The sequence below is a fragment of the Chryseolinea sp. T2 genome, from assembly GCF_037203685.1.
Classification (GTDB): domain Bacteria; phylum Bacteroidota; class Bacteroidia; order Cytophagales; family Cyclobacteriaceae; genus Chryseolinea.
In genome coordinates this window covers 809,497-831,574 of record NZ_JBBCAU010000003.1, presented here as the reverse complement: position 1 = coordinate 831,574, position 22,078 = coordinate 809,497, and the positions used below count along the sequence as shown (strand labels likewise).

Here is a 22,078-nt window from a genome sequence, read left to right as displayed (position 1 = left end):
CAACTGACAATGCTTTAGTTTTTTGTGAATAGGTTGGTGAAAACGTATGCGATAGATTGTATAACGTGGTCCTCTTGGATTCTAAAAACAAAGACAGCGAATCAACTAACAAATTGTTTTTCAATTGCTTTAACCGCCAATTCGTGACGAAGTTCCCGTTCGCCTTTAATTTCTACAAATGGCACCTGCTGATTTTGCATTTCCCGCAGGTAGATGTCGTATAACTCCTGTCGTTTGGTTGGATGCTCCCGTTGAGGATCTTCCTGCCACGGGATATCGACATAGGTTAACAGATAAAGATCATACTTGCGTGTGGAAATGTACCGAAGGATTTCGTCGTCGCATTTACCAAATTTGAACTCGCTCCAGATCTTGATCACGTACAGATTGGTATCGCAGATGAGAACCTTATTGCTGTCGCGCATAAACTCATCTTCAATGCGAAGCTGGCCATGTGCAATCGTCAGAAGATCATCCTGTGTGTAGGGGCGGACAAGTTTGTTGATGTATCCACGGGCATATTCGGGTACCCATTCGGTCTGAAAATGGGTCGCCAGAAAGGCTGACAGTTCTGATTTTCCGGTGCATTCCGGACCAATTACCGCGACTTTTTTGACGCTTGGAGGGCTAAATGAATTCACAGGTCGAAAATCGGTACTATTTACTAGAAATTCGAGCGATACTTGAGTTTCCTAAGTTGCTGAAACTGTGAATCGTCGAGAGCTATTAAAGAACCTCGGATTTGGCCTTTCCGCCAGTCTTGTGTTGCCACCGCTGCTGAGCAGTTGTCAGGACGAAGACCCTGCGCCAAAAATCGATTATGAGGGCACCGTTGCCATTGTGGGAGCTGGTGCTGCAGGGCTATACGCCGCCGACATCCTTAAGGCACAGGGCATTAAGGTAGTTATTTTCGAAGCTTCAGATCGCATTGGCGGTCGCGTTCGGTCGTTGAAGTCGACAGACAAAGCAACCCAATCGCTAATATTCACTTCATCAACAGAAATTGGCAGTGACTTCCCCAATGAGCTTGGAGCAAGTGTAGTATTAGGGGCAGACTCCGCCTGGGGCCGTTTCGTCGAACAGCTAAAAATCAGCACGGTAAACGTCACGAATTCCGCCACCGAAAATTACGTCGTGAATAATGCATTTGTGTCTGGCGCCGACATTGCCTCCGATGCCGACTTCATCGCAGCAAAGAACTTTTACGACAATCTCGCTTCACAAACCGGTACTGCAACCGTTCAGGCGGCAATCGAGTCAGCCGGAATCAACAGTCGCATGCATGCCATTTTGAATGCATGGATTGGTAATAAATATTCAACTTCCAATGATCGTTTGAGCATGCAGCAATTGGCCGACTCGATTTCGAAAAGGAATCGCGGCAATGAATCGCTGACGCTCATGGATAATCCGATGCAGGATGCATTGCTTTCGCGTTTCAGCAAAGTGGCAACGGATGTCCACACCAATCATCAGGTAAAACGAATCAACTACAGTGGGGCAACCGTTGCCATTGAGGGGGTTAACTCGGTTACAGGTGAGTCATTTTCCTTGTCATATGAAAAGGTGATTGTAACTGTACCGATATCCATTCTCAAGTCAGGAGGTATCGAATTTGTGCCTGCGCTACCTGCGACCAAGGTAACGGCATTGTCGACAATGGAAATGGATCCAAGCCTCCGTGTGTTGCTGGACTTCAAAGCAAATTTCTGGGGCGAATCATCTGGCTTTTTGTATGGAGCTTCTGAAGCGCCAGAATATTTCAACGCCGGCGTTGGCCGTAGTGATATGGGCGCCCGCACTTTAGCCGTTACGTTGAGCGGATCTAAAGCCCTGGCTTACTCGTCCATGGGAAGAAATATGATCCCACTGCTGATCGCTGAACTGGACGCTCTCTTTGCCGGCAAAGCAACCAATCATATCAGATATGATCCAAGCGATAACATGGTTGCCGTTATTCAGGATTGGACAACTGAACCCTTTATTAAGGGAGGGATAAGCTATTCTAAGCCTGGAGGTACAAATCAGCATCGTAAGGATTTGGCAGCATCGCTAAGTAAGAAACTTTTCTTCGCAGGCGAGGCGACGGATTATACGGGAGAATTCGGCACCATCAATGGTGCATTGTTATCTGCTGAGCGCGCCGTAGCAGAAGTTATTGGAGCGTAGCAGACTACCAGATACCAGATTCGCGGATCAGGATAAAACAGCCCATGGCTAGTGTGAACCATCCGAATGCTTTTCGGAGGACTGTTCCGTCAATCAGCCTTGTCAACCGGCCTCCCACCAATATGCCCAATATTGCAAGCGCAGTAATAGGGAGCAACAGCTGCCAGTTCATCTTCATGTTAAATAAATCTCCGATAAATCCGGAGTAAGAGTTAGCAGCAATGATGAACAACGAGGTGCCTACTGCAATTTTGAATTCAAGACCTGTCAGCATCACCAGTGCGGGAATAATAAGAAATCCTCCGCCGGCGCCTACCAGCCCCGTTAGTGCACCAATCGACAAACCCTGAAAGAGGAGCCAACCCGGCCTTACCCGATCATCGTCCGATTCTGTTTTTCGTCCTCTGATCATCGAGATGGATGCGAGCACCATGAGTATTGCAAAGAGTCCGAGAACCAGCGACCTTCTGGTTAAAGCAAAGTGCTCGCCCTGTACAAGGATCTCAGGTATACTATGAACAATGAATTTTCGGGTCAAAAATGTACCTACGACAGAGGGGATCCCAAACAAAGCGGCTGTGCGCATGCTAACCAGATGCTCCCGATACTTGGGGATAGCACCAAATAAACTGGTAGTGCCGACTATGAACAAACTGTAAGCCGCAGCTTCAATAGCGTCGACGTGGAACAGGTATACTAAAATAGGAATTGACAATATTGAACCACCGCCACCCAGAAGGCCGAGAATCAGACCAATACAAATCGAAGCAATATATCCCAGTATTTCCACGATCTCCTGGTGGTGAGTTCATGAAGATCATCGAAACGTTTATGCTATAATCAATCCCCAGTTAATGGGTAGAATTATCATGGATGATCCTGCGCGTGAAATTACTCAAGCATCTTCTATTGGCCGCTCTGAAGTAATATTATTCGCTCCCGATTCTAAAGGCGATCGTATTCTACGATAAATACATCCGGGAATTTTTCGCGGATCTCTTCCCGAAACTGCTCAGCCTTTACACGGGACGAAAAATGCCCAAGAATAAGTCCATAGTATTTTACACCATTGATAACCTTTACCTGAACAGTGACTTCTTTCTTGTAAGAGTTTTTCAGGTTATCGGACAGGCGCATGAGGTTTACGAGTTCTTCGTAAGTACCGACCTGGACGCCAAACCCTTTTGGTTTTGAACGCTTGATCTCGAACTCATAGAACTCCTTCTCATCAACTGAGACCTGATCAATTGTGCGACCCATCTCGCTAACCTTGCCATCGCCCGGATCGGTTACTTCAAGCTTCACATCGGCAAGGCCATAGTTTTCAAACCCCAGTGCTTCAGCGGCGGCGCGGGACAAATCGATGATCCGGCCGTCAACATACGGTCCCCGATCATTGATAACCACTTCAACAGTTTTATTGTTGGCAAGGTTCGTCACCCTCACTTTTGTTCCGAATGGCAAAGTTTTGTGGGCCGCTGTCAGCTTGCTGTGCTTGTATTTCTCACCGCTTGAGGTAATGGTCCCCTCAAATTTGTCGGCGTAGAACGAAGCTTTGCCCGTCTGCACCTGCGCATATGAAATAGTTCCTAAAAGGGCGATAACGATTGCCAGGCATGATTTGATGAAATTCATGAGAATGAAATGGTGTCGGTGAAGGTGTTCAAAAAATATTCGTGTCAAAAATAATGTGATGCCGCCAATTAAGTTAAATTTGCCCGGCAAATAATAGATCCAAAATTATTTGCCATGCCGCTCGACACTTCCAAATTTCTGTACGAGGCGCTCACATATGATGACGTGCTTCTTGTTCCGGCCTACTCTGAGGTCCTCCCACGCGAAACCGACACTTCCACAAATCTGACCCAAAACATCCGGCTGAATATTCCGCTGGTATCTGCCGCCATGGATACCGTGACGGAAGCCGAATTGGCCATCAGTATCGCTATGGAAGGCGGTATCGGATTCATTCATAAGAACATGAAGATTGAGTTGCAGGCAGAGCAGGTGCGCAAAGTGAAGCGCAGCCAAAGCGGCCTGATCCTCGATCCTATTACGCTGAATGTTAATGCGACTGTTCAACAGGCTGAAAACATCATGCGGGAGTTCAAAATCGGAGGAATTCCAATCATTGATGAAGCCGGCAGCCTTACTGGAATCATCACGAACCGTGATCTGCGTTTTCAGAAGGACATGAACGTCCCCGTTTCACGCATCATGACAAAGGAGAATCTGATTACGGCTCAGGAAGGAATTACCCTTGAGCAGGCAGAAGGCACTTTGAAGAAATACAAAATCGAGAAGCTGCCGATTGTTAACAAGAAGGGAAAGCTGATCGGTCTGATCACCTTTAAGGATATTCAAAAGAAAAAGGCTAAGCCAACAGCATGTCAGGATTCGTACGGTAGGCTAAGAGTTGGCGCTGCTGTGGGTGTTACACCCGATATTTTTGACCGGATAGATGCTCTGAAAAGCGCCGGTGTCGATGTTATCAGCATCGATACTGCCCACGGCCACCATAAGGACGTAATCAATTCCGCAAAGAAGGTAAAGAAGAAATATCCTGAATTGGACCTCATCGTTGGAAATGTTGCCACAGGTGAGGCAGCGAAGGCACTGGCATCCGTTGGAGCGGATGCAGTGAAGGTCGGAGTTGGCCCCGGAAGTATTTGTACAACACGTATCGTTGCCGGCGTCGGACTTCCTCAATTATCAGCCGTGTATGAAGCAGCGAAAGCATTAAAGGGATCCGGCGTTTGTGTAATCGCTGATGGAGGTATACGCTTCTCCGGTGATGTAGTGAAAGCGATTGCGGCGGGTGCCGATACCGTTATGATCGGTTCATTGCTCGCGGGAACTGAGGAAGCTCCCGGCGAAATGATCATTTACGAAGGACGCAAGTTCAAATCATACCGTGGTATGGGATCGCTCGAGGCCATGGAAGATGGTTCAAAAGACCGTTATTTCCAGGACGTTGAGGACGACGTGAAGAAGCTTGTACCGGAAGGTATCTCCGGACGTGTTCCTTACAAGGGCATGGTATCAGAAGTACTCTATCAACTAACGGGTGGCCTGAAGGCCGGCATGGGATACTGCGGAGCAAAGGATGTCGATAAACTCAAAACAGCAAAATTCGTGAAGATAACTTCTGCTGGTTGGCATGAAAGTCATCCTCACGATGTAACGATTACACGGGAAGCACCGAATTACAGCAGGAAGTAAACGTTTTCCAGGCGCCTCAGGGCGATATGTGTATTTAATGCTACACGTAATAATGTCTGTCAAATAACTGAGATACTTAATTCATCGCATTATAAGTTTGAACTCGATTTGATCGTCTGCTAGCGGGCTTAGCCCGTGCGTTGTGGGCGTTTATTGTTGGAAGAAGGGTTCATTCTTGTGATGCACAGGTTTTTTTTACTATTATTTTTTACCGGCCTGTTTTTTTCATGTTATGGCCAGCTTTGGTACGAAGACTTTTCCGCTGGAACAACGTCCGGGGCAGCCACTGGTACGATTGGTGGCACCTGGTCTGTTACGACTACACCGAGTGGAGGAGCGGGAAGCTTTCGTGCAAACGGAGATAGGTTCGCTATCAACAACACAGACACTGAGGGTGAGTGGTCTACTAATACAATCAACATCGCATCCGTAGGATATGCAGTAATCGATGTCTCACTATCCCGTGAAGGCTTATTGTTGTCGAACGCAGACTACATAAGATTGTATTACAGCCTGGACGGTGGTCCGGATGTTCTCTTTGCAGAGCGCTTGGGGACTTTCTTTTCGGGTTCGACAATCTCCGGCGTAAGTGCTATTGTTGCTGCCAACACTGTAAAAATCACAATTAGAGGGATGGATAATTCGCCATTAGGAGGCGCCCTTTATTTTGATGACGTTACCGTTACCGCGGCGCCGATAATTTATTCAAGACAAAGCGGCAGTTGGACAGACAACAGCGCCAATGGGACCTGGTCACTGAGTAGCCATACAGGTGCTGCCTGCAGCTGTGTTCCACTTAACAGCCAGGTCGCAATCATTGGAAACGGTCACACTGTATCTTTGCCCGCAAGCCAGGTGAATATAGGAGTTCCACCAACCACGAATATTGCTCCTGGTGCCGTTGACGTACGAGCTACCGGAACGCTTCAGTACAATACGAACGCGGTAACTCTTGACATTGTGCAGGGACTTTTCAGAGTGAGGAGCGGAGGAGCTGTTAATAGTTCGTCTGGCGCAATAACGGGAGAACAAATACGGTTCAATGCCGATGTGGGAGGCGCTAATCTTCAAATCGATGCAGGTGGCAGCGCAACCATCGAAGATCTTGTGATCGGGTCTAATACAACCAATTCTGTATATATGTCAGGAGGAGGTGACCTTTCAGTCACCGATGACATTCTTATCAACGCCGATAACTCGACATTGTATAACAACCTAACGGGAACACTTAATGTTAACGACCGCTTAGAATTCCAAACCGGTGTAACTGGCGCGGCGTTCGTAAACAACCAACCGCTGACGGTAGGCACAATCTATTTTGACGAAGATAACGACACCTTTACAAACAACTCGACAGCTAACGTAGGGACTATTTCGTCAGGAACTGGTGATGATAATGACATTTTCTCCAATACGACTGGATCGACGCTCAACCTTGGTTCTGTAACAACCAGTGGACAGACAGACATCGACAACAGCGGGACAATAAACCAAACCGGAAATTTTACTACGGTAGTTAACGGCTCGATTTTCGTCAATAGAGGAACGGGCACCTGGAACTGGTCATTAACTCCAAACACCTCGTTCGACACAGACGTCAACGGAGCACTAAATTGTACAACTACGGGTAATACATTCAACTATAATGGTGCTGGAGTTCAGTCCATATTGAATACCACGTACTATCACCTGAATCTTTCCAATAGCGGCAATAAGACGCCATCAGCCACAGTGGATGTGAACGGAGATCTGACCATTAGCGACGCTGCAACATTATCGTCAGCAGCTCTTGCAGTGGACGTAGAAGGAGACGTAAACATCCAGAATTCGGGTGTGCTGGGAGGAACTGGTTCCGTCAATGTCGGAGGTAACTGGAACGCAGTCAATGCCGCGTCTTATCTGCAGGGTACCCGTACAACGACTTTCGATGGCACTGCGCAGACCATCAACAATGCAAGCGGAACAGAGGTATTCTATATCCTTTCGTTGGCAGGCAGCGGAACAAAATCCTCCACCAATGTTTTCGATGTGGATAATAACCTGACGATCTCAGGAACAGCTCAGTTAAGTATTACAACGGATCTCACAGTCGGGGGCAACTGGACAGTAACAAGTACGAATGCCGATCCTTTTATTGAGGGCACCCGTAAGGTTACGTTCGATGGATCGGGCGCTCAGGTTATTACTACAACATTGGGTGCAGGCGAGACGTTTTATAACCTTGACATCACAGGATCAGGCACTACATCCAATAATAGTCTCATCAACATCACTAAAGACTTAACGATAGCGGGTGATGCAACTACACAGCTATCGGGCTCTGGAAACATTAATATCAAGGGCGATTGGAACGTCACAAATTCTTTAAGTTCGGATCCGTTTGTTGAAGGCACAAGGACTGTGTCTTTTACAGGATCAAATCCTCAACGTTTAACAACGGCATTGGCAAGCGGAGAGACTTTCTATAATTTGGCGTTAAACAATACGTCAGGCACTATCCCGCAAATAACCTTTAACAGTACCGTTACAACTACCAGAAGATTGGATTTGACTTCAGGTGTAGTCGATCTCAACAACCAGATCTTTACCCTTGGTCTGGCCGTGCCAGCAAACTCAACTTCCACACTCGCCCGCGTTGGAGGCTGGATGTATAATGGTTCATTTAAACGCTTTTGGCCTGTCTCCACTGCAATCAATACAACTGCAGGAGGTAATTTTTATGGACTATTTCCTGTAGGACATTCTGATGTTGGATCGTATCGCCCAATAACTATAGTATCGACGGCGAACACCAGCAATGGAACAACTGCAGGCTCTGTAACAGCCCGACACGCTCATGTAGATGGGGTCACTGACCTTACAGCTCCGGGTTATCTGGAAAGTGCGGGTGTCTATATCACGCGCAAGCATAATGCACAGTTTCTAACGGAATACAGCGGTGTGGCCTTTGCAGCGGCAACGCGGTTTACAGTTACTGCAACTATGACCGGATTGCTAAATGGCGTAACAGCTAACATGAGATTGGCATTAAGCAACGGAGCCAACACAGTAACATTGGCCGGAAATGCATTAGCTTTTGCCGGTACAGCAAACAGCCCCACTGTAGGCAGAAGCAATTTGCAACTGGCAGACTTGAACAATAAAGATTGGCGAATTGCATCCACTAATATTGGTACCACCCCTCTTCCAGTAGAACTTTCCTCCTTCACCGCCCGCCTCAGCAATGACGTTGTTGATCTCAACTGGAAAACGGCATCCGAATTAAACAACGACTTCTTTTCAGTGGAACGGTCAGCAGACCTTGAAGAATTCACGCCTATAGCCAGGGTCGAGGGCTCAGGAACAACCAGCCAACCGAACAGCTACGCGCACGTCGACACTACACCGCTCTATGGCCGCAGCTACTACCGGCTCAAACAAACCGACTTCGATGGCGAGTTTACCTATTCAAAAGTTGTTACGGTCGACTACAGTGGTCCGCGTATTCCCTCGCTGCATGTGTTCCCTAACCCATCAGACGGAACGACATTCCAGATTATCGTAAATGGAATCCGTCAGGCGCAGCCTATCCCCGTCCAGGTGATTGATTCACAGGGTCTTGTGGTTTACGAAAACACTTTTGAAATCGAATCGGCCGGCGTGTTTCAGGAGCAGATCAGGTTGACCGGACGACTTAAACCGGGAATATACATAGTCCGTACGGGCCGGTCTTTCATCCTGACTCAGAAGCTCATCGTCAATTGACGTCACCCCGGTTTAAAACAGGGGCTTGCATGCGATTGGGGCCACATTCTTTCTGACTTTATTCCTATTATTGTAGGCCAATTTCAGGAATTGACCATTTCCATTAAGAATCAGGGCTTACAGTGCGCACCAAAGCAATAACCAGACTGCTTTTTACCGTTGGGGTTATCACCTGGCTGGCGCTGCTTTTCATGGACCTGTCCGTCCAGATGAGCCTGGCCAACAACATCCCTCCGGATGTGCCGGCATGGCTTTCGGGCATCATGCTGAACCTGTTCATTGCTTCGCTTTTTTACTACTACAGGCTCAAAATTGAACGCGAAGAGGCCCTCAATTTCGTCGACTTGCTTTGGCGTGTGTTCGCAACCGGCCTGATCGCCACCGTGGTCTCCCTGGCACTGCGCCTGGTGGAGTATCTGCTGAATGATACCAAACTAACAACGCACATCGTCTTCAAGGACCTGATCTACATGATCAACCTTGGACTTATGATCGGCTTTCTGACGATGGCTTTTGCCGCGTGGAAACGGCTCATCTTATATCAGAAGTCCAAGTGGCTGCTCAGGTTATGGCTGATCTTCGAGGTCGGCCTATTGGTAGCACTTCTTTACAACAGCTTCCGGATTGAAAAAGTCGAATGGCTGTACTTTGTCATCTATGGAACACTCGTAACCTTGTCGCTCGTGCTTTCGGGAAACATGAAATGGGTGGCCTTCCTGAACTTTCGACAGAAGTGGACAAGTCTCCTGTTGTTGTTACTGACAGTATTCTACCTGATGTACATGTTCTATACGAACAACTCCATTGCAGATGACATCAAAGGCATGACGGCGTACTTTACTGATTACAGAAACCACGTCTTCATCGTATCGCTTACTGTTTTTGTAACCGTTTATAGCATCTTCTCATTCCTTGTTATCCTGTTCAACCTTCCAACTACTTCAGTATTCGAGCAAAAGCTCGAGGAGGTTGTTAATTTTCAACGCATCAGCCAATCGATTCAGACCGAACAAAGCGAAGAAAGTGTATATAACATTCTCCTCGAGACTTCTGTAAGTTCTGTCTTTGCCGATGCCGCCTGGTTGGAAATCCACGGGGAGAAACAGCATCGACTGTTCACCTACAAGATCACGGACAAAGAGTCAAACGATATCATCAATCACCTGAATAGCCATAATATCAAGGGAGTGTTTGATCAGGGTAGTGAAAAGACAAAGAATTTATCGAAACACCTGGCCTCACTGAGAGGATCTCGTTTTCGCTCAATCCTGGCATTTCCAATTCATGTTAAAGGCGAAAACATCGGGACGCTGGCTCTGTTAAAGGAGCTTCCTGATGGGTTCAATAAGGAGATGACCAAAATTGTGTCGACGTTTTCAAATCAGGCTGGAATTTCCATCGAAAACTTCCGCCTGATGGAAGAGGCCCTTCAGAACGAACGATACAAGGAGGAACTAAAAATTGCCAAGACCGTTCAAAAGAGCCTGCTTCCGGCGGTGCTTGAGCAGGACAAGGACTTTGAGATAGCTGCCTTTTCTGAATCTGCTGACGAGGTAGGAGGCGATTATTACGATACCCTCAGAATAAACGAAGAGCTGGTCTCTATCATAATCGCCGATGTTTCAGGAAAGGGCACAACGGCGGCGTTCCACATGTCTCAGATGAAAGGAATATTCCACAGTCTCGGACAGAAGGATATAGAACCGGATGACTTCATGCGACAATCAAACCAGGCGTTGATCTACTGCCTGGAGCGGGGATCCTTTATTTCAGCGACCTATTTCATAATTAATACCAGGACGAAAAAAATTCGCTACGCACGGGCGGGGCATTGCCCGGTATTGTACTACTGCGCGGCAAAGAAATCTTTTGAGTACTTCAAAGACAAAGGTGTTGCGCTGGGAATGGTTCGAAACAAGAGCTATTCAAATTTTATCCAGGCATATGAATTTGAGTATGGTCCCGGTGACCTCATGATATTGTACACGGATGGTATAACTGAGGCGAAGGATGGCAAAGGAGAGGAATTTGGCTACGACCGTCTGAAGACTGCAGTAAGCGAGGCTTGCGGACAGGAGGCAAAGCAGATCCAGGATCACCTGATTGCCAGGCTGTACGAATTTACGGGCACAAGTAACATTGACGACGACTACACGACCATGATCGTAAAATTCAACTCAATTGGAAGGGGTTGATTTATAGATGGTTAGAACTTAAAATGTAAAACGAACATTAATACCCAATTAACGTTAATAACCTATGATCCACATCAAGCGACTACAAGAGGACGGCGCAGACTACATCGTACTCATTGGCGAAATTGACGCCAGCTCGTCCATAGAACTTGATCTGGCCATCGCGAAAAGCGTAGGCGAGGGTTTCACAAAGATCCTCGTCGACTGCAGTTCGCTGGAGTATATTTCGTCGGCAGGATTAGGAGTGTTCATGTCATATATAGAGGAGTTTAAGGATCGCGATATCAAAATGGTATTGTTTGGGATGAGTGAGAAGGTGGCGAACACATTTAGTATTCTTGGATTGAATGAGTTGCTGCAAATAGGAAAAGATAAAGTTCAAGCAAAGCAGATTGTCAATGAACTATAAGGTTAGTGTCGGTTGCAGCATCGAGAATCTGAAGAACGTCAGGGACTTCATCAGAGGTTCTTTGAAGAATCACGGCATCTCCGATCTGGAGATCAGTGAGATCGTGCTGGCGCTCGACGAGATGTGCTCGAACCTGATGATCCACTCTCATCAGTGCAATCCCGACGATCTCTTTGAATTGCATATACACGTTGAAAAAAATACCCCGCTTGTTTTCGAATTGATCGACGATGGAACCGTCTTCGATATTAATCAGTTTGCAACGCCCAATCTCGACAGCATTGTGCATGAGAAACGCAAGGGCGGTCTCGGTATCAGGCTGGTGAAATCGATCATGGATAAGATCGAGTATAAAAAATCGGGCGATAAGAATATTTGCCGCCTGTCGAAGTCCGTTAATTTTGATTAATCACTGTCCTCTATGCTTCGTCGCCTGGCAGTAGTTTCCTTCTGCGTGATATTCTCATGGCATGCTTTTGCTCAAAAATCCCCTAAGAATCCTGAGCCCCCGCAGTCGCTGTTCAAAGCCGGTGGTGCGACCGTTACTACCGACGAGTTCATCTATCTATATAAGAAAAATCATCAGGATAAACCGGTGGAGTTCACCAGGGCAAAAATTGATGAATACCTGAAGTTGTTTATTGATTTTAAGCTTAAAGTTGAAGAGGCTAAGCGAAGGGGAATGGATACAACGGCCGCCTTCACTAAGGAATACAACTCCTACCGAGCCGAAGTTAGAAAGCCATTCCTGCCTGATAATACACTGGTTGATAGTCTTACAAAATTGACTTATAACCGGATGGAGGAAGAAGTTCGGGCTTCTCACATCCTCATCACCGTGAAACCGGAAGCAACACCTGCCGACACTCTTGCTGCCTATAACCGTGCGACAGAATTGCGCTCCCGGCTTATCAACGGATTGGACTTTGGTTCTGCTGCAGCACAGTATTCCGAAGATCCTTCAGCAAAATCCAACAAGGGTGATCTCGGATATTTTACAGCTTTGCAGATGGTCTATCCATTTGAGACGGCCGCATATAGCCTGAAGGTTGGCGAAATCAGCAATCCGGTGCGTACGCGGTTTGGATACCATCTTATTCGGGTGGCCGATCGTCGCCCTGCGCAAGGCGAAGTGGAGGTTTCGCATATTATGGTCCGCATTCGCGAAAGCCAGGACAACGAAAAAGCAAAGAACATCATCTTTTCAGTGTACGAACAATTGCAGGCAGGCGTACCGTGGAATGACCTTTGCAAACAATATTCGGAAGATCCCTCGACCAAAGATCTGGGGGGAAAACTGAAACCATTCGGAACAGGTGGAATGGCGACCGTGCCGGAATTTGAACGCGCTGCATTCGAGCTGCAAAAGCCGGGAGACATCTCTGATCCGGTCCATACCCAGTACGGTTGGCACATCATCAAACTGGAACGAAAAATTCCATTGGCCTCATATGAAGCATTGTCGCCAACGCTCAGAAATAGAGTGACGCGTGATGAACGTACCAGTGTTTCACGAACGGCGCTGCTTGCCAAATACCAAAAGCGTTTCAGTTTTCAGGAGAACGCTGGTGTAAAAGAGAGTGTTTTCAATCTTGCTGATTCAACGCTTACCTCCGGAAAATGGAACCCGTCACAGACCCTTGCATCTCAGACTCTTTTCACGCTTAGAGGCAAAAGTATTCCGGTGAAGTCATTCTATACTTATGTTGCCCGGAACCAGCGCAGTCAGCAGCAAACCCCGCGACGGTATATCGAGCAGTTGTACAACAGTTTTACCGAAGCAACCATCCTTGATGCAATTGAAGACGACATCATAGCCAGGGATCCCACGTTCGTTTATCTGTTGAAGGAATACTACGAAGGGATCCTTCTTTTTGAAATTATGGAAAAGGAGGTCTGGTCAAAGGCGTCAGCCGACTCTGTGGGCCAGCAGCAGTATTATCATGCCCACTCAACCCAGTATCAGGCTGGCGATCGAACCAGGGCGGTGATTTATAGCGCGAGCTCATCGTCAGGGTTTCCTGGCCTCCAGGAGCTGATCGCTGCGAAGGACGAAAGGAAGATTCAGGAGTACGCGATTGCTCAAAAGATCAGGATCGAGGCCGGCGTTTTTAAGAAGGACGAAAAGGAGCTTTTGAGTAAGATTCCCTGGGCTCCAGGCGTTTATACCGTGGAAACCAAGGGAATGTATTACCTTGCGTGGCTAAAGGAAGTCCTGCCGCCCGGTATTATGCCATTTGAGGAGGCGCGACCTGCCGTAATTTCCGATTTCCAGTCTCTTACTGAAAAGAAATGGCTGGATCAACTACGCAAGAAGTACCCGGTAAAGGTTAATGAAAAAGGGAAACAGTACGTTATCGCAACCTTGGAATCCAAGAATTCTGCTTCGAAATAGCCTTGCTGGGCTAAAATCAGGCGTGTTCCTGGCGGTGATCATCCTTGCTGGTTCCTGCGACCTGATCAAAATGAAAGGGAGCGACGGCCCCGGAGATAACGACCGCGAGGCCATTGCCCGTGCCAATGACACCTACCTCTATCGTGATGAATTGACCGGCATTGTGGCCCCCGGAACGCCTGCGGCAGACAGCGCCCGGCTGATAGAGGCCTATATCGACAGCTGGATACGCAAAAAGCTGCTGATCCAGGAGGCGTCCCGCAAAATGGACATTAACGAAGCTCAGGTCGAAAGAAAGATACTTGACTATCGCTACAGCATCATCGCATACGAGTACGAAGCCTTTTACGTAAAGCAACACCTCGACACGGCGGTCTCCAAAACAGAAATTGAAAAGTATTATAACGACAACGTCGACAACTTTTTGCTCAAACAAAACATCGTACAGGGTACGTTTATCAAGGTGCCCCGAAATGCGCCGCGAACGAACCGAATCAAGGATTTGATGTTCTCCGGCGATGAAAACGATGAGGCGGAGCTGCGGTCTTATTGCCTGAGCTTTTCGGCAGCATACCACATCTCTAACGACAACTGGGTGATATTCGATGAACTGGTAAGGAATTCACCGCTCGCGGAAATACCGAATAAAATACAGTTTCTGAAGTCAAATCCGTATTACGAAACATCCGATGATACGTATCTTTATTTCTTAAAGGTACGCCAATACCGGATCTCGGATAATGTATCTCCGCTGGAGTTCGTGACCGACGATATACGGAACATCATTCTGAACAAACGAAAAGTCGAGCTGGCAAAGAAGCTTGAAAATGAAGTTTACAAGCAGGCATCAGATGAGAAAGAATTTGAAGTGTACAAGTGATATGAAATTTTTGAAATGGCTGTTGAGTGTCCTGATGATAACTACTGTGTTGCTGAACAGCGCAGAAGCTCAGGATTCAAAGGATGAGATCAAGCCGATCGCGGAATCGGAGTACAAGGGTTTTGTTGTTGACAAGATCATTGCAAAAGTCGATAACTATATAGTAATCCGCTCTGAGCTCGAACGCGCTTATCAGGAATATCTTACCAATGGAAACTCGCCATCGCAGCAGGCGCGTTGCCAGTACTTTGCCATGCTCGTTCGTAACAAGCTAATGCTTGCAAAAGCTGAGATCGACTCAGTCGTCGTGCTCGATGCTGAAGTCGATTTGAACACTCAAAATCGTATGGATATGATCATGGCTCAGTCTGGTCGTACCGAGAACGAGCTTGAGGCGCTGTATGGTAAGACGATGGAACAGATTCGTCTCGAATTACGCGATCAGATCCGCGAACAGATGATCGTCAGCAAAATGGAAGAAGAGATGACGAAGGACGTTACGGTTACACCCTCAGAAGTGAAGAAATTCTTTGCCAAAATCCCTAAGGATAGTTTACCATTCTTTTCAGCGTCCGTAGAAGTAGCGCAGATCGTGCGCATTGCCAAGATCAGCGCCGAACAGGAAAGCAAGACGAAGGCCGAACTGATGGACATCAGACAGCAAATCCTCTCTGGTGCTAACTTCGGTGAAATGGCCAAGAAGTACTCCGACGACCCAAGTGTTGTTTCCAATAGCGGCGACATGGGCTGGTCAGGACGCGGTCGAATGGTTCCTGAGTACGAGGCGATGGCCTTTAAGCTGAAGCCAGGCGAAATATCCATGCCTTTCAAATCGCAGTTTGGTATTCACGTTATGCAGCTTATTGAACGCCGCGGTAACGAATATAACTCCCGCCACATACTCATGGCGCCCAAACCTTCCGATGAAGATCTGAAGAACGCGACCCGTTACCTCGACAGCGTCAGAACACTTATTGTAAATGACAGTATAAAGTTCCAGACAACAGCCAAAGAAGTATCTGACGATGTACAGACTAAAGGCAGTGGTGGATTCTTCAGCGACCGTGATGGTGGCACGCGACTGACTGTTGATGAACTGGATCCGATTGTTTTCTTTAAGCTTGACTCAATGAAGGTCGGTGAAGTTTCAAAGCCGATAACGTATCGCACAGACGACGGTAAAGATGCCGTTCGTATTTTGTTTTATAAGTCTCGCATTGCTCCACATCAGGCTTCCCTCGAGGAAGACTGGACGAAGATCTATGCGGCGACATTGAATGAGAAGAAAGACAAGATCCTTCAGAAATGGTTTCAGAAGGCAAGGAAGGACGTGTTCATAAACATCGATCCTGCCTTTAATTATTGCGGACTACTAGACGACTGATAATGACTCAATTTGCCTCTGATGTAGACGCAGCCAACGCATTGGCTGGAGCATATAAGAAACTTAAGTCGGAAATCTCCAAGGTCGTGATCGGGCAGGACGAAGTAGTCCGCCAGGTTTTGACGGCGTTATTTTGTCAGGGGCATTCACTGCTCGTCGGTGTGCCGGGTCTTGCAAAGACCTTGTTAGTGCATACTATAGCCACCGCGTTGGATCTCGAATTCAAGCGGATACAGTTTACTCCGGATCTTATGCCTTCCGACATCGTCGGAGCCGAGACCATGGATCGTGAACGCAATTTCAAATTTGTACGCGGGCCGGTTTTTGCCAATGTATTGCTAGCTGATGAAATTAACCGCACTCCTCCGAAAACTCAGGCTGCTTTGCTCGAGTCCATGCAGGAGTACGCTGTCACTATAGCAGGCCAGCGCTATGAGCTGCCAAGACCATTCTTCGTGTTGGCCACACAAAACCCAATCGAGCAGGAGGGAACGTATCCGCTTCCTGAAGCGCAGCTTGACCGTTTCATGTTTAACATCAAGCTTGATTATCCATCTTTCAGAGAAGAAGTTGAGGTTGTGAAGAACACGACATCGGATGAGCCGCGTAAAACTGATCGTGTCCTCACCGGAAGTGAAATTACTTATTATCAACATCTGGTACGCCGCGTTCCTGTAGCAGACAACGTTGTTGAGTATGCGGTTGGATTGGCAAACAAAACCCGTCCAGGTGTTGCGAACAGCTCGCAAGTCGCTAAAGATTATCTTGAGTGGGGAGCAGGTCCACGTGCATCACAATACCTGGTTATGGGCGCAAAATGTAACGCGCTTCTGAATGGCAAGTACTCACCTGACATTGAAGACGTTCAGGCAATTGCAAAACCGGTTCTTCGCCATCGTATCGTTCGCAATTTTAAAGCTGAAGCCGACGGCATTGGGGTGGACGATTTGATCGAGAAAATCATATAGAAATTAAGAATTAAGTTAAGAATTATGAATTACCTGGCGGCTGTACGCCGTAAATAATCATGACCAAAAGGGTCATGGCTTCATCGGCCAAAAGGCCGGTAGCCAATTCATAATTCTTAATTCTTAATTCTTAATTTTTTCTAGTCGCGATAATTTAACGCCGGCTTCCTATCTCCCAGCACTGCCTCATATTTGAAATCAGCTCCCCTTTTAGTGTTCAGTTCTTTCCAGGCTGCCGTAATAGTGGATGGCTGTTCGAACAAATCGATTGTCGTGGCAGCGATCGCTTTGGCAGCCAGGTCCATACCTTTCGCTCCGATAGAAGTTCCCCCTGCCGCTACAGCTTGCCAGCTATGGGCCGCTGTGCCTGGAACCCAGGTCGCAGTGGATAGCCCAACAGTTGGGACAACCCAACTCACGTCTGCAACATCGGTACTTCCGATTCCATCGCGAAGTTCAAAGGGTGCTACGCTTTGTGTGCTTTCAGGTTTTGGCGGCTTTGTAAAAGTCGTTTGGATCTTTTCGGCGAAAGCTTTCTCTTCAGGCGAATAGGTGTAACCACCAATCTCATGTAGGTTTTTGTCCATAAGTTTTGCCAGAACTTCATTTGGCAACATGTTATAAACACCACCTGTTACTTCAACCTCGACACGGGTTTCAGTTCCCATAGCTGCGCCTTGCGCGGCTTTTACCACGCGCTCCCAGGTCTGCTTGACTTCGTCAACATTAGAATGACGAACATAGTAGTACACCTCAGCAAATGCAGGAACAACGTTTGGAGCTTCACCGCCACGTGTTATAACGTAGTGGATACGCGTCTTTTCAGACACGTGCTCACGCAGCATGTTCACCATGGCATCCATGGCTTCAACTGCATCGAGTGCTGATCGTCCACGTTCAGGCGATGCCGCTGCGTGCGACGCAACGCCATAGAATCTGAACTTACCACTTTTATTGGCCAGTGTCCCCCCAGCTCCTGCTGAATTCTCTGCATCCGGATGCCAGTGCACCACGGCGTCAACATCGTTGAAGAGACCATCACGGACCATATAAACTTTTCCTGCTCCTCCTTCTTCAGCAGGTGTTCCATAGAATCTGATTGTACCCGCCTTCTTGTTGGCGATCATCCAGTTCTTCACTTCTATCGCAGCAGCAGCAGAGGCCGTACCGAAAAGATGGTGGCCGCACGCATGCCCTGATGTCTTACCAGGTATTGATTTCAACTCAGGTACAGCATCCTGCGAAACACCGGGTAGTGCATCGTACTCACCGAGGATTCCAATTACTGGTTTGCCAGAACCGTATGTTGCTGTGAATGCCGTGGGGATACCTGCGACACCACGCTCAATTTTAAATCCTGCCTTCTCCAACGTCTCGGCTAACAGTGCAGAACTCCTGACTTCCTTATATCCGACTTCAGCATAATCCCAGATTTGCCGGGCTATTGCAGCATAAGAATCTTTCTTAGAGCCAATTGCCTGTATAACTTCTTTTTTTGTTTTCTGTGCACTGACTGGTGCTGTGATAAAGTGCACTGAAAGGAAGGCCAGTGCATAGAGAGATGCGCGCATAGAGGAATAGGTTTAGGTAACGACAAGGTATGAAAACATCTGACGCAGTCAAACGTATGTCGTGTGCCGGCAGATTACTCCAGGCCTTTGGCTTTCATCTTTCTGAACTCGCGAATTCTCCGCGTCATCGCGATACCGAAGCCCGCCATCAGCACCAGAGTCCCTATCCACACAACATTGATGTATGGCATCTCTACCGCTTTGATAACCACCCAGTCCTTTTGACGGGTGCGGGTAGCAATAGTGAAATCGTTTGTTTCAGGATGAATATTCATCAGAACAAGGCGAAGGCCCAGGTCGCGTACTTCATCAGGAATGCGACCAACAAGACGGTTCTTAATAACGAATATAGGCTCAGCGAAGTAGTCACCGTTTTCACCCTGAATACGAAAATGCGCTTTCACGGCAACATCATCAGGCGTAAGATCGATGCCCTCTACTTCATACACACGATCCACCGATTCAAGGACACATACATAATCGTTTGCAAAGAACTGTTCTCCTTGTTTGATGCGCATCTCCTGCAGATCGCTCCATTCCTCTTCACCCGATGGCTTCATTACAGACGAAACGTTGGTGAACAGGTCGGCGGATACAGTGCGATAGATATCAGGTGAGACAAGGAGTCCACCCATTTCAGGGTTGATCTGTGCTCGCGGAAAAAGCGTGAACACTTTGTCGCCACGGCGAAGCTGGATCTCATAGAAGGTGTTCTCACCCTTGATATCTATGGTGTCCTTCGGTTTATACGCGTGACCCTGTACCTTCAGATCGAACTTGGCTACCACCTTATCGCGATCGTCTGTCTCGTTAACGTCACTCTTGCGTATATATCCCCCGTGATGTCGTGGCTCGAGGCGCTCTCCAAGATATTCTATATCATAACCCCACATCGTACGCGGTTCATTGACGAACAGAAAGAGATTATCGCGATTAAATTCTTTGCTGAATTCTTTTGAGATCAGCATTCCTGTATTGTTCAGCGAAACGACGCGCGAATATCCCGACGAAAACATCATCCCTATCAGCATAAGTCCCACCCCAATGTGAGCTACTGCGCCACCTGAAAGCCCGGGACTGCTCTTCACTACATCTATAAGTATCTTGGCGTTAGCCACAAGGGTAAATACAGCTGCAAGGGTTAGCACCATATAGGGTACCTTGTATACCTGGCCAATTGTAATGATGGCAGCAAACAGTGCCAGGGTTATCAACGCAGGAGGGATGATCTCCTTCTTCAGTTTTTCCCGATCGACCTTTTTCCACCAGAAGAATTGCCCTATTCCGGAAAGCAACCCAACGGCTACCGCAAACCACAGCTGGAACTTCGAATAGAACTTAACCTGGTCAGCCGGCGGAGCAATGTTCGCGTCAATGCCAACAGATGAGAGCAACTTATTCCAGACAGGTATTGATGTCGGGATAAGGATCTGGAAACTCATGAGGCACAAAACAATCGCACCGATGAAGATCCAGAACTCACGGGAATAAACAGAAGCCTCTTCTTCAGTGTGAGGAATCTCTTTCCACCGCCAGATAACTACACCTACTCCGGCGACCAAAAAGAACAACAGGTAAATCAACAACTGGCCGGACAATCCAAGGTCAGTGAAAGAGTGAACAGATGCATCACCAAGAATTCCGCTGCGGGTAAGGAAAGTCGCATACAGCACAAGGACAAAAGTGGCAATCACCAAAAACATCGAGGCCTTGAGAGCAGTCTCGCTGTTTCGATAGGTAATCATCGTGTGTATAGATCCGATGAGCACCAGCCATGGAACAAAAACGGAATTTTCAACCGGATCCCAGTTCCAATAACCTCCAAAACTGAGCGTCTCATATGCCCAATAACCACCCATCAGAATACCAAGCCCCAGAATGGCACCACTGAACAATGCCCACGGCAGGGCTGGACGCACCCAGTCTCTGTACTTCCGAAGCCATATTCCCGACATGCAAAACGCAAACGGAACCAGCGTTGACGCGTAACCAAGGAACAATGTGGGAGGGTGGATTACCATCCAGTAATTCTGCAACAACTCATTCAATCCCTGGCCATCCTTTGGCACGTACTCCGGATTTGCAGCGAAGATTGGAGCTTCAGGCATTGCGTCACGGAGAAGAATGAAAGGCGAGCTTCCAATCTTGAGGTTGATTCCCGGGATGACGAATCCCAGTATCATCGATGCGACGAATGCCTGCACAGTCGCGAATATTGTCATTACCGGAGCTTCCCAGAATTTGTTGGTCCGGATCAGAATCAACCCAAGCAACGCCTGCCAGAACAACCACAACAAAAAACTACCTTCCTGGCCATTCCAGAAAGTAGAGATGAGGTAATAGATAGGAAGTTTTCGGTCAGTATAGTTGTAAGCGTAATGATATTCGAAGTAATGGTTGAAGATGATCGCGAACAGACACACCGAAATACCCAATACGGCAACGGCGTGTATCACGAAACCAATTCGTCCATTTTGTAACCAGAACAGTTTCTTATCAGGCTGTTCAGTTGTCGAAGCCTTGAAATAAGAAAACGCCGTTATCAGCGATGTGACAAAAGAAGTAATTACAAAAATGTGACCGAGGTCACCGACCAGATAATGCATGACATTGCGGAATTTTCACCCTCAAACATTCAATTTCTTCTCATCCTGATACTTGGAGGGGCACTTCAATAATATTTTACTGGCGCGGAAATCATTTGCCACATAGCTACCGATGACCACCACCTTTTCAGAACGGGTAAAGTCAGCCGGCATAGGTTGATTGTAATACACCTTCTGTTCTTGTCCTTTATCGTCGATCATCAGAAAGGAAAATGACACGTGGTCCGAACCTTCCTCGATGCCGATAATCTTCCCCTGGGCATCTTTCTTCAGCTGGCCCACGACGTGAATCTCTTTGCTGTTGCCGGAAGTCGACATGGCCATTGCCTGGCCAAAATCGACGTAAGTACTGGCGTCACCAGCGGTCGACACGATTATTGCGATGGCCGCTGCGATCACCACAAGTACGATAATGTGCGATTTCTTCATATTGGAGCGCTAAAAAGATACTCTTTCCCCGAGGGGCGGGCTGGCAAAATTAAGCCACAAAAGCCAGAATCCTTAGGACTTTTTTAACACCAAAAACGGGAAGGCC

Annotated in this window: 16 protein-coding genes; 10 read left to right on the top strand and 6 right to left on the bottom strand. The window is 47.5% G+C overall.

The genetic code is table 11. The annotated features are described in order from the left end of the window. Positions 1–101: 101 nt before the first annotated feature. A complete protein-coding gene (locus WBG78_RS13345; protein ID WP_337326923.1) occupies positions 102–641 on the bottom strand; it encodes an ATP-binding protein in 540 nt (179 codons plus the stop codon). A gap of 67 nt (positions 642–708) precedes the next feature. Between WBG78_RS13345 and WBG78_RS13340 the strand changes: the two genes are divergently transcribed. Then, entirely contained in the window at positions 709–2,169 is a 1,461-nt protein-coding gene (locus WBG78_RS13340; RefSeq protein ID WP_337326922.1) for a flavin monoamine oxidase family protein, read from the top strand. A gap of 4 nt (positions 2,170–2,173) precedes the next feature. On the opposite strand, the gene WBG78_RS13335 is transcribed toward WBG78_RS13340, so the two are convergent. Beyond that, positions 2,174–2,959 (bottom strand): sulfite exporter TauE/SafE family protein, encoded by a 786-nt coding sequence (locus WBG78_RS13335; RefSeq protein ID WP_337326921.1) that lies wholly within the window; start codon positions 2,957–2,959, stop codon positions 2,174–2,176. A gap of 155 nt (positions 2,960–3,114) precedes the next feature. Then, positions 3,115–3,804 (bottom strand): septal ring lytic transglycosylase RlpA family protein, encoded by a 690-nt coding sequence (locus tag WBG78_RS13330; protein ID WP_337326920.1) that lies wholly within the window; start codon positions 3,802–3,804, stop codon positions 3,115–3,117. Positions 3,805–3,918: 114 nt separating this feature from the next. Here WBG78_RS13330 and guaB point away from each other — a divergent pair, with 114 nt between their 5' ends. The 9 genes from guaB (at position 3,919) to WBG78_RS13285 (ending at position 17,366) form a co-directional block, all read left to right on the top strand. Next, the gene (guaB, locus tag WBG78_RS13325) at positions 3,919–5,391 is read left to right on the top strand and encodes an IMP dehydrogenase (protein ID WP_337326919.1); all 1,473 of its coding nucleotides are present in this window, start codon (positions 3,919–3,921) and stop codon (positions 5,389–5,391) included. Between the two features lie 180 nt (positions 5,392–5,571). Continuing rightward, complete coding sequence (locus WBG78_RS13320) at positions 5,572–9,135, top strand: T9SS type A sorting domain-containing protein (RefSeq protein WP_337326918.1); 3,564 nt, start codon at positions 5,572–5,574, stop codon at positions 9,133–9,135. Between the two features lie 122 nt (positions 9,136–9,257). Beyond that, positions 9,258–11,330, top strand: coding sequence for a GAF domain-containing SpoIIE family protein phosphatase (locus tag WBG78_RS13315; RefSeq protein WP_337326917.1), 2,073 nt, complete (start codon positions 9,258–9,260; stop codon positions 11,328–11,330). 64 nt (positions 11,331–11,394) lie between these two features. Then, positions 11,395–11,739 carry an STAS domain-containing protein gene (locus WBG78_RS13310; protein WP_337326916.1) on the top strand — a complete coding sequence of 115 codons (345 nt, stop codon included), beginning with the start codon at positions 11,395–11,397 and terminating at the stop codon, positions 11,737–11,739. Beyond that, on the top strand, positions 11,729–12,148 hold the full coding sequence (locus WBG78_RS13305; RefSeq protein WP_337326915.1) for an ATP-binding protein: 420 nt from the start codon (positions 11,729–11,731) through the stop codon (positions 12,146–12,148). The genes WBG78_RS13310 and WBG78_RS13305 overlap by 11 nt, the downstream gene beginning before the upstream one ends. 12 nt (positions 12,149–12,160) lie before the next feature. Beyond that, the gene (locus WBG78_RS13300) at positions 12,161–14,134 is read left to right on the top strand and encodes a peptidylprolyl isomerase (RefSeq protein ID WP_337326914.1); all 1,974 of its coding nucleotides are present in this window, start codon (positions 12,161–12,163) and stop codon (positions 14,132–14,134) included. Next, complete coding sequence (locus tag WBG78_RS13295; RefSeq protein WP_337326913.1) at positions 14,073–15,014, top strand: peptidyl-prolyl cis-trans isomerase; 942 nt, start codon at positions 14,073–14,075, stop codon at positions 15,012–15,014. Before WBG78_RS13300 ends, WBG78_RS13295 begins: the two co-directional genes overlap by 62 nt. A 1-nt stretch (position 15,015) precedes the next feature. Next, positions 15,016–16,398, top strand: coding sequence for a peptidylprolyl isomerase (locus WBG78_RS13290; protein ID WP_337326912.1), 1,383 nt, complete (start codon positions 15,016–15,018; stop codon positions 16,396–16,398). Positions 16,399–16,400: 2 nt separating this feature from the next. Beyond that, positions 16,401–17,366 (top strand): AAA family ATPase, encoded by a 966-nt coding sequence (locus WBG78_RS13285; protein ID WP_337326911.1) that lies wholly within the window; start codon positions 16,401–16,403, stop codon positions 17,364–17,366. Between the two features lie 140 nt (positions 17,367–17,506). Here the strand turns inward: WBG78_RS13285 and WBG78_RS13280 are convergent, their stop codons facing one another. The 3 genes from WBG78_RS13280 to WBG78_RS13270 all read right to left on the bottom strand — a co-directional run bounded on the left by WBG78_RS13280 (position 17,507) and on the right by WBG78_RS13270 (position 21,972). Next, positions 17,507–18,937, bottom strand: coding sequence for an amidohydrolase (locus WBG78_RS13280; protein WP_337326910.1), 1,431 nt, complete (start codon positions 18,935–18,937; stop codon positions 17,507–17,509). Between the two features lie 74 nt (positions 18,938–19,011). Continuing rightward, on the bottom strand, positions 19,012–21,543 hold the full coding sequence (gene ccsA / locus WBG78_RS13275; RefSeq protein ID WP_337326909.1) for a cytochrome c biogenesis protein CcsA: 2,532 nt from the start codon (positions 21,541–21,543) through the stop codon (positions 19,012–19,014). 21 nt (positions 21,544–21,564) lie between these two features. Further along, positions 21,565–21,972 carry a cytochrome c maturation protein CcmE domain-containing protein gene (locus WBG78_RS13270; RefSeq protein WP_337326908.1) on the bottom strand — a complete coding sequence of 136 codons (408 nt, stop codon included), beginning with the start codon at positions 21,970–21,972 and terminating at the stop codon, positions 21,565–21,567. Positions 21,973–22,078: the final 106 nt, after the last annotated feature.